13 protein-coding genes are annotated in these 12,406 nt (G+C 63.8%); 6 read left to right on the plus strand and 7 right to left on the minus strand.

Annotated features, from left to right (window positions below):
• Both L288_RS43440 and L288_RS28210 read left to right on the plus strand, forming a co-directional pair.
• The coding region (locus L288_RS43440) for a helix-turn-helix transcriptional regulator (RefSeq protein ID WP_041207948.1) at nt 1–351 on the plus strand (351 nt) is incomplete at its 5' end.
• Nucleotides 352–443: 92 nt separating this feature from the next.
• Nucleotides 444–2,372: a flavin-containing monooxygenase gene (locus L288_RS28210; protein ID WP_236613007.1), complete on the plus strand. Its 1,929-nt coding sequence runs from the start codon at nt 444–446 to the stop codon at nt 2,370–2,372.
• 404 nt (nt 2,373–2,776) lie between these two features.
• On the opposite strand, the gene L288_RS28215 is transcribed toward L288_RS28210, so the two are convergent.
• On the minus strand, nt 2,777–4,948 hold the full coding sequence (locus tag L288_RS28215; RefSeq protein WP_081796002.1) for an NAD(P)/FAD-dependent oxidoreductase: 2,172 nt from the start codon (nt 4,946–4,948) through the stop codon (nt 2,777–2,779).
• Between the two features lie 114 nt (nt 4,949–5,062).
• Here L288_RS28215 and L288_RS41925 point away from each other — a divergent pair, with 114 nt between their 5' ends.
• The 4 genes from L288_RS41925 to L288_RS28235 all read left to right on the plus strand — a co-directional run bounded on the left by L288_RS41925 (nt 5,063) and on the right by L288_RS28235 (nt 7,241).
• Nucleotides 5,063–5,677 carry a TetR/AcrR family transcriptional regulator gene (locus tag L288_RS41925; protein ID WP_021237525.1) on the plus strand — a complete coding sequence of 205 codons (615 nt, stop codon included), beginning with the start codon at nt 5,063–5,065 and terminating at the stop codon, nt 5,675–5,677.
• A gap of 61 nt (nt 5,678–5,738) precedes the next feature.
• Complete coding sequence (locus L288_RS28225; RefSeq protein WP_021237526.1) at nt 5,739–6,797, plus strand: hypothetical protein; 1,059 nt, start codon at nt 5,739–5,741, stop codon at nt 6,795–6,797.
• Nucleotides 6,798–6,853: 56 nt separating this feature from the next.
• Nucleotides 6,854–7,024 (plus strand): hypothetical protein, encoded by a 171-nt coding sequence (locus L288_RS28230; RefSeq protein ID WP_021237527.1) that lies wholly within the window; start codon nt 6,854–6,856, stop codon nt 7,022–7,024.
• Entirely contained in the window at nt 7,014–7,241 is a 228-nt protein-coding gene (locus L288_RS28235) for a hypothetical protein (protein ID WP_021237528.1), read from the plus strand. The genes L288_RS28230 and L288_RS28235 overlap by 11 nt, the downstream gene beginning before the upstream one ends.
• Before the next feature lie 34 nt (nt 7,242–7,275).
• On the opposite strand, the gene L288_RS28240 is transcribed toward L288_RS28235, so the two are convergent.
• The 6 genes from L288_RS28240 to L288_RS28265 form a co-directional block, all read right to left on the minus strand.
• The gene (locus L288_RS28240) at nt 7,276–8,214 is read right to left on the minus strand and encodes a Gfo/Idh/MocA family oxidoreductase (RefSeq protein ID WP_021237529.1); all 939 of its coding nucleotides are present in this window, start codon (nt 8,212–8,214) and stop codon (nt 7,276–7,278) included.
• A 47-nt stretch (nt 8,215–8,261) separates the two neighbouring features.
• Nucleotides 8,262–9,107 (minus strand): class III extradiol dioxygenase subunit beta, encoded by an 846-nt coding sequence (locus L288_RS28245; RefSeq protein ID WP_021237530.1) that lies wholly within the window; start codon nt 9,105–9,107, stop codon nt 8,262–8,264.
• On the minus strand, nt 9,107–9,508 hold the full coding sequence (ligA, locus tag L288_RS28250) for a protocatechuate 4,5-dioxygenase subunit alpha (protein ID WP_021237531.1): 402 nt from the start codon (nt 9,506–9,508) through the stop codon (nt 9,107–9,109). Before ligA ends, L288_RS28245 begins: the two co-directional genes overlap by 1 nt.
• Before the next feature lie 109 nt (nt 9,509–9,617).
• Complete coding sequence (locus tag L288_RS28255; protein ID WP_021237532.1) at nt 9,618–10,640, minus strand: amidohydrolase family protein; 1,023 nt, start codon at nt 10,638–10,640, stop codon at nt 9,618–9,620.
• A gap of 62 nt (nt 10,641–10,702) precedes the next feature.
• Entirely contained in the window at nt 10,703–11,599 is an 897-nt protein-coding gene (locus tag L288_RS28260; protein ID WP_021237533.1) for an NAD(P)-dependent oxidoreductase, read from the minus strand.
• A gap of 64 nt (nt 11,600–11,663) precedes the next feature.
• Nucleotides 11,664–12,406 (minus strand): LysR substrate-binding domain-containing protein (locus L288_RS28265; protein ID WP_021237534.1); only part of this gene is annotated, 743 nt, incomplete at its 5' end.

The raw sequence follows: 12,406 nt of genomic DNA on the forward strand, positions 1-12,406 counted from the left end.
CTGGCCCTGGGCACGCAGGCGGGGCTGTGGATGCTGCTGCGCAAGGCCGACCTGCCGCTTTCGGAACCCTGCGCCTATCCAGCCGCTACGGGCGTGCTGCGGATACAGCGGCGGGAGGATGCGGCGCGGGCGCGGCGGGCGCTGGCGGCGATTTACGGGCTGTCGATGAACGAGGCTGCGCTGGCGCACCAGCTATCCTTGGGGGAATCGATCGTCGAAGCCGGGCGGAGCCTGCGCCTTACCCCCGAAACGTCGCGCAGCTATTCCAAGCGCATCTATGCGAAAACCGGCACTTCGAGCCAGGCCGATCTGGTGCGGCTGGTGCTGACAGGCCTTGCTCCCTTCGTCTGAGAGCTTTTTCGACCGGCCGTTCCCTTTTTGCTTCCCGGACCCGCGTCAATCATGTAAGTGTTCACTCAATAAGAGTGATGGAGAAGCGCCTGATGGCCACGATTCTTGCCGAAGATCAAAAGAGTTTCGCGATCCTGCCCGATTCGCCCGAGCTTGCCAAAGCCCTGGAAGAAGCGAACGTGCCGACCCTGCTCGCGGCCTATGTGCACCTGTCGCATGACGAGGCGTTCCTTGAGCGCTTTGCCGATCATATCCGCCCCGCATTCTCCTATCCGCCCACGGATGTCCCGCAGGAACTGGCCGACGAACTGCGTGCCAAACTGCGCCGGTTGCTGACCACCGGAGAAGGCGTGAAGGGCACGCCGCCGTCCGACGCGCTGCTGCAACGGATCATGACCGTGACCGTCGGCGAGCCGGTGCAGGACGAATTTCTGGAACTGGTGCAGGACCAGTGCGGCTTCCGCCCCTATATCGACCGCAGCAAGGTTGAAGGGCGCAAAGCCCCCAAGGCCGATTTCAAGGTGCTGGTCATCGGCGCGGGCATGACCGGCATGGCCGCCGCGACCAAGCTGCGCGAGGCGGGCTATGACTTCGTCGTCATCGAAAAGAATGCCGATGTCGGCGGCACCTGGTATGAAAATCGCTATCCGGGCGTAGGCGTCGACACGCCCAGCCATTTCTACAGCTTTAGCTGGGAAATCTGGCCCGATTGGCAGCATTATCATCCGCACGGCGCGGACATGCAGAAATATATGCTGGCGACCGCCGACAAATATGACCTGCGCCGCGACATCCGCTTCAACACCAAGGTGGAAAAGCTGGTCTGGAGCGATGCGGACAATAAGTGGACGGTGACGGTGCAGAAGGCCGACGGCAGCCGCGAGGATATCGTGGTGAACGCGGTCATCAACGGCCATGGCCCCGTCAACCGTTACAAGTTCCCGGACATTCCGGGACTCAACGACTTTGCGGGCACGCTGGTCCACACGGCGAATTATCCCGCCGGCCTCGACCTCAAGGGCAAGCGCGTGGCCGTGATCGGCACCGGCGCAAGCTCCGCCCAGCTTGTCGGCGCGATCGCGCCGGAAGTCGGGCAGCTCACCATCTACCAGCGGTCCAAGCATTGGGTGCTGTTCAACCCGGAAATCGCCCATGAGGTGAGCGAGGGCATGCGCTGGGCGCTGGCGAACATCCCGTCCTTCAAGGAATGGTTCCGCTTCCGCGTCTACTGGTCGGCGGCGGACGGCCTGTTCTCCAACGTGCTCAAGGACCCGGCCTGGGAAGGCAATATGACGGCGGTGTCCGAAGGCAATGCGATGACGCGCCAATATGCGCTGGACTATATGCACCAGCGCTTTGCCGACCGGCCGGACCTGATCGAGAAGCTGACGCCGGATTTCCCGATCTTTTCCAAGCGCATCATCCTGGACAATGGCTGGTTCGACGCGCTGACGCGGCCCAACGTCCATCTGGAGGACAAGGGGATCGCCCGCATCCTGCCCAATGGCATCGAAGCCAAGGATGGATCGGTGTTCGAATGCGACGTCATCATCTGCGCGACCGGCTTCAACGTCGCCAAGATGATCGGCAACCTGACGATCAAGGGCAAGGGCGGCCGCGACCTGGGCGAGGAATGGGGCGAGGACGATCCGCGCAGTTACCTCGGGATGTGCGTGCCGGGCTATCCCAACTATTTCCACACGGTCGGCCCCAACAGCGCACCCAACCATGCGGCGGGCCAGAACCTGATTTCCGAATGCCAGGTCAACTGGATCATCGAAGCGCTGGATCGCGTCAACGAAGCGGGCGCAAGCGCCTTCGAAGTGACACAGGAAGCCTTTGAAGAGTGGAACAAGAAGGTGGACGAGCGCATGCCCCAGATGATCTGGACGCATCCGCTGGCCAATTCCTACTATAACAACTCCAAGGGCCGCGTCTTCCTGTCCTGGCCATGGCGTCTGGTCGACTTCTTCAACGCGACCCGCGCGCCGGAAGAAGGCAGCTACAAGCTGCTGAACTGATACGGCTTACAGTCGAAAGTTGCTGGCCCGCCTCTGCAAGGAGGCGGGCCAGTTGCGTTTCGGGGGAGTGGGAAGCGCCGGGTGGTTCTTAGGACGGCTCGGAGGAGACAAGCGGCTCCTGGGAGCCCTGTTAAGACGGCGGGACTGGGTTCCTGCCCGCGCAGAAGCATGAGAGCCTTGCCTGTGGGGGTGGCCCGGCGCGAGCTGCCGTGGAGGTCGGCAGAGTATTTCATCAACCAACCGGCTGAGCGAAGTCGAAGCCGCCTATAACTGCTGCCAGAGCAGGCGTTAGAAGGCCTCGACAAGCGCAGGGCAAACGGGTTTGCATCCAACTCCCAGATTTACCAGACCGTCAGGGATAGCGATCACCTTTTCCGGGGCAGCGCCATCCCAACACCGGCGGATCAAACCTGGGGAATCGCCTCCTCGCCCAGAACCGCGCGCGTGGCTCCGCGGATCGCGCCTTCGATATAGCCGACGCCGGTGCAGTCGCCGACTTCCTTGACCTTGAAGCCGTTCGAACGCAGCGCGTCGGCAAGGCTGGTGTCGCCATGCGCGCCCTTCGCCACGATCACAGTGTCGGCGGGGATAAGGTGTGCCTCCGCATCCGGCGTGGCGAAGGCGACGCCTTCGGGCGTGATGCGTATGTCCTTCGCTTCGGCGAACAGCGCGACGCCATGTTCGCGCAGTTCGGGGATCAGGCGCAGGCGGCGCACGACCGTCAGCCCCTTGCCGAACTTGGGTCCTTCCTCGACTACCGTCACTGTCCGGCCGCGCTCCACCAGGAATTCGGCCAGTTCGACGCCCACCAGTTCGCCGCCGATGATGACGACGCGGTCGCCCAGCGGCATCCACTGGTGCGTCGCCTTGCGCACGAAGTCCAGATTGGCGGTCATGCCCGTCGCCGCGCCGATCTTGGTCGCGAGACGCGTCGCCAGCCCAGTCTTGCGCTTCAACGCGTCGGAGCTTTCGCCCAGCATCATCTTGCGCATGTCATCGCCGCTGAAGACATGATCGAGATCGCTGCCGGGGATCGGCGGCATGTCACGGACAGCGCCGGTCGCGACGATAACCTCGTCCGGCTCAAGCGTGCGCAGCAATTCGGGCGTGGCCGTGGTCTTCAACCGCACATCCACGTTGGACGCCTCGATCTCGCGCTTCAGCCATTCCAGGATGCGCTCATTGGGTTCGTAGGCGAGCGCGGCGAAGCGCAGCGTTCCGCCCAGCCGGTCGCTCTGTTCGATCAGCGTCACCTTGTTACCCTGCGCATCAAGACGGCGCGCGGCTTCCATCCCGCCCGGTCCGCCGCCAATCACGACATAGCGCTTGCCCGACGGAGGGTTCGCCTTGTCCTGGAGATATTCGAAGCCCGTTTCGGAGCGCACGGCGCAGCGCACCTGCTGGCGGACATAGGCGGTGCTGACGCAGGTATAGCAGTAGATGCAGGGGCGCACGTCCTGCGGGCGTCCAGCCGCCAGCTTGTTGGGCAGATGCGGATCGGCCAGCACCTTGCGCCCCATTGCGAGGAAGTCGAACGCGCCTTCCTGAAAACGCTGCTCCCCGCGGTCCGGCTCTACCCGGCCGGAGGCGATGATGGGAATGCTCACCTCCCCCTTTATCGCGATGGCGGCGGGGATGTTCATTTCCGGTTCGTGCGGGATGTTCGATCCCGAATGCAGCTTCGCCTGGCCGACGTCATGATAGGCGGTGACGGCGATCGCGTCCGCCCCGCCCGCCTCCAGCCAGCGCGCCACCATCCTGGCGTCGTCAAGCGTGGTGCCGACGCTCTTGCCGAACTCGCGCGAATCAAGCTTCATCCAGACGGGGAAGTCTGGGCCGACCGCTTCACGCACCGCTGCGAGCACCTCCAGCATCAGACGCGCGCGGTTTTCCAGCGGCCCGCCATATTCGTCCGTGCGCTTATTGGTCGACGGCGAAAGGAAGGAGGAGATGAGATAGCCGTGACCGCCATGGATTTCGCAGGCGTCGAATCCCGCTTCCTTTGCGCGGCGGGCGCCGTCGGCATAGTGGCGCACGGCGGTGGCGATATCTTCGGTGGTGAGCACCTTGACCGAAGGCACGACGCTGCCGCCAAAGGCCGCCAGTTCTTCCGGCAGGAAATAATCGGGGAAATCGCCCGCGAACGGCCCCGGCACGGACGGACCCCAGAGCGGATGCCCGAACTGCGCCGAATGGGCCGCCACCAGCCCGCCCTGATGAAGCTGCGCCGCGATCTTCGCGCCATGGGCATGCACCCTGCTGGTCAGACGGCGCAGACCGGGCAGGAAGCGATCGTCCGAGACGCCAAGCTGGTTGGGCTGAACCGCGCCGACCGGCCATGCGACGCCCATGACGCCGGTGACGATCAGGGCCGCTCCGCCCTTCGCCTGCTCCTCATGATAAGCGATCAGCCGCTCGCCAGCCGTGCCGTCATCCTCCGCCAGGCTGACGCCCATCGCGGTCACGAACATGCGGTTGCGCAAATCCATCCGGCCGATCCGGCCTGGGGAAAGCAGACCTGAAAAGCCTTTTCCCGCCGATTGTCTTCCCTCGCCCACTACCCTTCTCCGTCCCATGCCGTTGCGGCTTTACTAGTGGACAGTTCGGCCATACAACTTGTCTTGTCAACTGTCTTGACGGCGGCTGGCACTCTCCGTTAGCTGCACCGCTGATCGAAGGAGCCCTCTGTTTTGGCCAAGGCTTTGCCCCGGCGTAATCATCTTCAGGAAGAACAGCGCGCCCGTACGCGCCGCCTGATCGTGGACGCGGCGCTCAGGGTGTTTGCCGAGCGGGGCTATGTCGGCAGCTCGATCGAGCATATATTGGTGGCCGCTGGGGTGAGCCGCGCCGCCTTCTACAGCCATTTCGACGGCAAGCTGGCGGTGGTGCGCGCCATCGCACAGGATTTCGAGCCTGTCTGGCATCCTGTCTTCGCCTATCTTGCGCAATTGCGCGATCCCGGCCTTCCCGAACTGACGGAGTGGGCAACGCGGCATCTGGACATGCACCGCAGCCATCAGGAAACCTGCACCCTGCTGACGCAGGTCGCGGCGCTGGAAGAGGCGTTATATTGGGAGGTGTCCGCGCAGCGCGACGCGATCGTCACCATGCTGGCCGGAAGGCACAGGGCGTTCGAGCGAGCGACTCGTGACAATGACGTGATGCTGGAGGCGCGCATCCTGCTCTGGGGGGTGGATCAGGCCTGTTTCCATGTCGTGCGGCAACATCTTCCCGACCCCAGCAAGCGGGCGGCCGAAATCATCGCCAGCCAGATGAAGGCCTTTCTTGACAAGCATGGCGGTTGACAGATCATAGGGGAAAGTATCGCGCGCCCCGCGCAACCTTTTTTTGAAGTGGAGAGCAAGCATGAGCAGCAAGGGTGACCTGTTCCGGCCAGTCGCGGAACCGCAAATCATCGAAGGCGCCTATACGGACGACCAATATGGCAGGCTGCTTGGCCTGGTACGGGACAATGGCCCCTGGTCACTGATCCTCTCCCAGCACTTCAAGTCGCCCGATGAGGTCATCGCGACCACGTCCGGCACGATTCCCGAAGGCTTCACGCCTACCTGGGATATGTTCCTTTCGCCCGTATTCCGGGGCTATCTGGCGCGAGGATATACCTGCCTTTATCCCGAGATCGAGGATTGCTTCTATAATCCCAAGTTCCTCGACCTGGTGCGCGGCTATTGGGGCGCGCAATATGCGCGGCCGGAAAACATGCTGTTCAACATTCAGGGGCCTTGCCAGGATGCTGGCACCCCGCACGTCGACGGCACCAATTTCCGTGGCATTTCGCAGAACAACACGCCGATCTGGCTGATGAACATGATGGTCAAGTCCGGCCTGTTCAAACATTGGCAGATGAAGAAGGCGCAGGTCATCGCCTGGTACTACAAGGGGCAGATCGGCGGCGGCTTCACCTATTGGCCCGATGGGCTTTCTAGCGCGCCCAAGCAGATCAACGCCCCAATGTGGGGCCGCGCCGTCGTGGTTGAAAATGAGATGATGTACCACACGGCACAATCCTGCGGCCCGACGTCAATGCGCCGCCCCGAAGGGCTGGCCATCCATTCGCTGATGAGCGCCGACCCGGAAGATCCCAATGGCTGGCAGATCACGACGGACGGCAAGGTCATCCAGAAGATTCCGGCGCAGGAATTCCGTTTCCTGGTCCATTGGGGCGCTGACATCTTCATGGACTATGAAGAGTTGAAGACCACGCTCGATCACAATGACGATATCAGTCATGAACAGGTGTTCGACATGCTGATCGCGGACCTGCGCGCACGCGGCGAGATGTTCGAAGTGCCGAGCGATCCCTTCACGGACAAGGCGTTCATCCAGCTGCTGACGCGGGTCTATGATCCGGGCAAGCCAGCCATCTTCCCGCCCGAGCCGGTGGACCCGTCACTCGCCGCCTGATCGCGGATCAACGCTGGCCTGGCGGATGCGAGGACATCCGCCAGATTCTCGACCGGTTGAGGGACCGCCCGGACAATCCCGTCGCCCGCGCCCGCCGCATGGTCGAGGCTCATGTGCCGGAGGATCGCAGGGGCCCCGGCTGGGCCCGCCACTGGCGCGAGCTGGAGGCCTATCTGGAACTGCCCGGCCGCTGGATCGGCGGAGAGAGGATCGAAGATGACGGCTGACGGGATCATCGACATGCTCGTCGCCCGGCTGGTCCGCGACCATGGCCGCAGCAAGCATCATTGGCGCAAGGTGATCGGCCGCGTGCGCCTCTACAGCCGCGACACGCATCCGCATTGCAACTGGGCGATCACCCCGGCGGGTTCGGCACAGGAAATCGCTGTCGTCGAAACGCTGATGGACGACCTGCGGATGCGGCATCCGTTGCTGACGGCGTAAACCCTCCCCATCACTCGACGGGGAGGGTCGGGCGTTACCCCAGCTGCTTTTCCAGTTCGCCAAGCACGCGATAGCAGTCGAACACCTTCGCCACGCTCGAATTGGGCTCGCGTCCCTCGCGGATGGCGCTCACAAATTCGCGGTCCTGCAATTCGATCCCGTTCATCGACACGGCCACCTTGGACACGTCGATCGGTTCTTCCTTGCCGTTCACCAAATCGTCATAGCGCGCGATATAGGTGCCCGTGTCGCCGATATAGCGGAAGAAGGTCCCCAGCGGCCCGTCATTGTTGAAGCTGAGCGACAGCGTGCAGATCGCCCCCGTTTCGCTTTTCAACTGGATCGACATATCCATGGCGATCCCCAGATCCGGGTGGATCGGCCCCTGCATCGCATGAGCGTCCACGATCTTCCCGGCCTGATAGGCGAACAGGTCCACCGTGTGCGCCGCATGGTGCCACAGCAGATGGTCCGTCCAGGACCGGGGCTCACCCTTCGCATTGATGTTCTTGCGGCGGAAGAAATAGGTCTGCACGTCCATCTGCTGGACGTTGAACTCGCCCGCCTCGATGCGGTTGTGCACCCATTGATGGCTGGGGTTGAACCGCCGCGTATGCCCGACCATGCAGGTGAGGCCGGTTTCCTGCTGCTTGGCCAGCACCGCCTGCGCATCGGCCCAGCTGTCGGCGAGCGGGATTTCCACCTGGACATGCTTGCCCGCGTCCATGCAGGCGATCGCCTGCGCCGCATGCATCTGCGTGGGCGTGCACAGGATCACAGCGTCCACATCGTCGCGCGCCAGGGTGTCGTCCAGTACGGTCGTCGCGTGCCCGATCCCATATTTGTCAGCGATCGCCTGGGTCGCTTCCAGGCGGCGGCCGACGAGCGAGGTGACGGTCACGCCGTCGATATTCTTGAGGCCGTCCAGATGCTTTTCACCAAAGGCACCTGCACCGGCAAGGGCTATACGCATGGGGAACTCCTTACTTTGTCCCCCTCCCGCAAGCGGGAGGGGAGGATTCAGATAACCGGCTCCAGCACCAGATGCCCGACAGCCGTATTGCTCGCGGGCACATGATAATGGCGGTGCAGCGGCCTGACCTTCCTGCCCAGCGCGCCGCGCATGATCAGCCACATCACCATCTCGATCCCTTCGGACCCGGTCTCGCGCAGATATTCGATGTGCGGGATCGCCCGCAGCGCGCCGTCATCCTCCGCGCTCATCAGGTCCAGGAAACGGTTGTCCCACTCCGCGTTGATCAGCCCGGCGCGCGGACCCTGCAACTGGTGGCTCATGCCGCCCGTGCCCCACACCTGTACGTTCAGATCTTCCGGGAAGCTTTCCACCGCCCGCGCGATCGCCTCGCCCAGCATCCAGCAGCGGTTGCCAGACGGCGGCGGATAGGTGACGACATTCACCGCCAGCGGTATCACCTTGACCGGCCATGCCTCAGGCTGCCCGAACATCAGGCTCAGCGGCACCGTCAGCCCATGGTCGACATCCATCTCATTGATCATGGTCATGTCGAATTCGTCCAGGATCAGGCTCTGCGCGATATGCCAGGCCAGGTCCGCATGCCCCTCCACATCGGGCACAGGGCGCGGGCCCCAGCCTTCATCGCAAATGCCGTAGCGGTCCGCGCAGCCGATCGCGAAGGTCGGGATGATCTTCATGTCGAAGGCGGAGGCATGGTCATTATAGACCAGCACCACCACGTCGGGCTTTTCCTGCGCGATCCACTGCCGCGACCAGTCATAGCCCGCGAACACCGGCTGCCAGTAGGGCTCGGCCGTCTTGCCCAGATCCATCGCCGCGCCGATGGCCGGTACGTGGCTGGTCGCAACGCCAGCAGTAATGCGGGCCATCAGCGTTTCTCCCTTATCGAACGGACGCCTTCGGGCGAGCGCCCCCCGGCCACCATCATCGCCTGATAATCTTCCGGGCTCATGCCCGTCATGGTCCCCACCGCCTGTAGGAAGGACAGCCCATCGGTGGAAAACACCTTGGCCAGGAAATAGATGTTCCCGCCCAGGTCCAGGCAGCGGTTATAGTCGCGGTCCAATATCGCCTGCTTCTGCTCGTCGGTCATCGGCCATTCGTCGATATAGGCGCGCTCGTCCGCCTTCCACCGCTCGCGGTTTTCCGCCTTCATCAGGCTCATGGCAAACTGGTTCATCCAATATCCCTGCCGCGCCCGCCGGGCGGTATAGACACGGGTGCCGGGAATATCGTCGAACTGGGCCAGATATTCGTGAATGTCGCTCATGCGGCCAACCTCGCAATTAGGGGAAACCCATCTCCCGCCCCTTCCTTCCAACAGAGGGACGGGAGACAGGCCCACCCCCCACAGGGATATATGGGGGGTGTGGAAGCTCTCACAGGCCGCGCGCCTTCAACTGCGCGTCCAGCCGGGGGAAGACGCGCCTGGCATTGCCTTCGAATATCGCGTGGCGCTCGGCCTCGCTGATGTCCAGCGCGTCGACATAGCGTTTGGTGTCGTCGAAATAATGGCCGGTAGTGGGATCGATCCCGCGCACCGCGCCGACCATTTCCGATCCGAACAGGATGTTCTTGTTGTCGATCACATCCGCCAGCAGGTCGATGCCCGGCTGATGATAGACGCATGTGTCGAAGAAGATGTTGTTCATCAGATGCGTGTCGAGGCTGGGCTTCTTCAGCATGTCGGCAAGGCCGCGATACCGCCCCCAATGATAGGGCACCGCGCCGCCGCCATGCGGGATGATGAAGCGCAGCGCCGGGAAATCCCTGAACAGGTCGCCCTCCAGCAACTGCATGAAGGCGATCGTGTCGGCTGCGATATAATAGCCGCCAGTCGCATGCATCGCCGGATTGCAGCTGCCCGACACATGGATCATCGCCGGAACGTCCAGTTCGACCATCTTCTCGTAAAAAGGATACCAGTAGCGATCGGTCAACGGCGGATGCTGGAAATGGCCGCCGCCCGGATCGGGATTGAGGTTGCAGCCGATGAACCCCATGCCGACGCAGCGTTCCAGTTCGGCGATGCTGTTCGCCATGTCGGCCTTCGGCGATTGCGGCAGCATGCACACGCCGGCGAACGTCTCCGGGAACAACCCCACCACCCGCGCGATCAGGTCGTTGCAGCGCATCGCCCATTCCTTCGCGACCTCCGCATCGCCCACATGCGGGGCCATGGCCGAAGCGCGGGGCGAAAAGATCGTCAGGTCAGCGCCGCGCTCCTTGATCAGGCGCAGCTGGTTGGATTCGATCGTGTCGCGAATCTCATCGTCGCTGATCTCAGGATAAGGGGGCGGCACGGTGCCCGCCTTGAACGCCGCCTTCTGCTCCTCCCGCCAGGCGTCATGCCCCTGGGGAAGCACCGTATAATGGCCGTGGCAGTCGATAATCAGGCTCATCGCGTTCCTCTTCCCATTCTAACATGCCCCTGCGCAGGCAGGAGCACTCAACTCTCCGAAACTTACGCCCCAGCCCCGCCGTCCAAAACCGAAGCCCCGGAATCGCGAATGGCCGCAACCTTCCCCTCGATCCCGGCAGGCGGGGCCTTCACTCCCAGGGCGCCGATCGCCCGCTGCCGCTCCACCGTCCCGCGCGTCATCGCCGCTCCGGTGCCCAGCGCTTCCAGCGTCTTCACCACCTCTTCCATCTCGGCCGCGCGGCGGATGCCATGCACCAGCATGCGGTCCAGATTATAGTCCGCCCGCGCTTCCCAGGGCTTCGCTTTCTCGCTCGCGTCCAACGACGCCAGCACTTCCGCGCGCACGCCCGCCGCTTCGGCCGCCAGCACGCATTCGGCGGTCAGCGCTTCCATGCCCTTCACCATCACCGACCGGATCATCTTGATCGCCGAAGCGCGTCCCACCGCTTCCCCGGCCACCCGCATATTCGCAAAGCCCAGAGCGCCGAGCCGCGCCTTCGCCTGCTCCGCCTGCGCCCCGCTCAACAGCAGCGGCACCGAAAGCCGCGCCGGATCGACAGGCGCCATCACCGCTACGTCGACATAATGGCCGCCCGCCGCCTCGATCACCTGCGCCGCCGCCTGCTTGGTCTGCGGCGCGACGCTGTTGAGGTCGCAATAGATCGCGCCGGGCGCCAAGCATTCCGCCGCCGCTTCCGCCACGGCCAGCGCCTGATCCGCCGTCACCAGCGAAAGCACGAGGTCAACGCCCGAAAGCGCATCTTCCATAAAGCGCGCGCCCAGCACATGCGCCGCGCCATAGGCGGCCAGCATCGCGTCCCGGTCGCCGGGGCTATCGGTCTTCGCGTCGAACACATGCGCCCGCGCGCGCCAATCGCCCGCCAATGCGAAGGTCGAACCCGCCTCCCCAAATCCGATCAGACCGACTTCCTGCTCCATGGGCGCAGGCATGACTCATCGGCACGATCCCGGCCAATCGAATCCACGGACTTCCTATTAGATTTTACGAATTGAGATCGCCGACCTCCGCCTCGACCGCCGCCATGAAGCGCTGTTGCAGGCGCGTCGGCCGCCAGTCCGCCCGCGTCGTCAGCCCGATCGTGCGGCTGATCGCGCCGGGGGCCGGGCCGATATCCGCGACCAGCCCCGCATCCAGTTCCAGCGCGAGCTGGTCGACCGACAGCATCGTCAGATAATCTCCGCCCACCAGCAGTTCGCGGATCGTCATCACCGACCCGCATTCGATCGGCACCTGCGGCAGGTCGCCGCCCAGCGCCTCGAACATATGCTGCCACAACCGGCGCAGCGGCGCGCCTTCGGGCGGCAATATCCAGGGAAAGCGCCGCAGCGCGGCGGCGTCCCACCCCTTGGCCAGCGGATGCCCCGCGCGCGCCAATATCGTCGGCCTGTCCTCGAATAAGGGCCGCTGATCCAGATCCTGGCCGATCGACCGGTCGCGCAGCGCGCCGATCATCATGTCCACCTCGCCATCGCGCAGCGGCCCAACCAGTTCGGCATGCGACCCCTCATGCACATTGATATGCACCCGCGGAAAGTCCGCCCGGAAGCGTGCGATCGCACGGGGCAGCAGCCGCGCGCGCGACAGCGGCATCGCCCCGACCACGATCCTCCCGCTCTCCTGCCCCTTCAATTCCGCCAGATCGTCCAGCCCCGAACGCAGCTCCGCCAGCGCCAGCCTCAGCCGCCGCGCCAGCATCGCCCCCTGCCGCGTCAGCACCAGCCCGC

Origin of the sequence: Sphingobium quisquiliarum P25 (genome assembly GCF_000445065.1) — a bacterium.
GTDB classification, from domain to species: domain Bacteria; phylum Pseudomonadota; class Alphaproteobacteria; order Sphingomonadales; family Sphingomonadaceae; genus Sphingobium; species Sphingobium quisquiliarum.

What these genes read in the sequence shown, in the direction of transcription:
- L288_RS28210 (WP_236613007.1), top strand. Translation starts at nt 444, where the DNA reads ATGGCCACGATTCTTGCCGAAGATCAAAAGAGTTTCGCGATCCTGCCC.
- L288_RS28215 (WP_081796002.1), bottom strand. Translation starts at nt 4,948, where the DNA reads ATGGGACGGAGAAGGGTAGTGGGCGAGGGAAGACAATCGGCGGGAAAA.
- L288_RS28225 (WP_021237526.1), top strand. Translation starts at nt 5,739, where the DNA reads ATGAGCAGCAAGGGTGACCTGTTCCGGCCAGTCGCGGAACCGCAAATC.
- L288_RS28235 (WP_021237528.1), top strand. Translation starts at nt 7,014, where the DNA reads ATGACGGCTGACGGGATCATCGACATGCTCGTCGCCCGGCTGGTCCGC.
- L288_RS28240 (WP_021237529.1), bottom strand. Translation starts at nt 8,214, where the DNA reads ATGCGTATAGCCCTTGCCGGTGCAGGTGCCTTTGGTGAAAAGCATCTG.
- L288_RS28245 (WP_021237530.1), bottom strand. Translation starts at nt 9,107, where the DNA reads ATGGCCCGCATTACTGCTGGCGTTGCGACCAGCCACGTACCGGCCATC.
- ligA (WP_021237531.1), bottom strand. Translation starts at nt 9,508, where the DNA reads ATGAGCGACATTCACGAATATCTGGCCCAGTTCGACGATATTCCCGGC.
- L288_RS28255 (WP_021237532.1), bottom strand. Translation starts at nt 10,640, where the DNA reads ATGAGCCTGATTATCGACTGCCACGGCCATTATACGGTGCTTCCCCAG.
- L288_RS28260 (WP_021237533.1), bottom strand. Translation starts at nt 11,599, where the DNA reads ATGGAGCAGGAAGTCGGTCTGATCGGATTTGGGGAGGCGGGTTCGACC.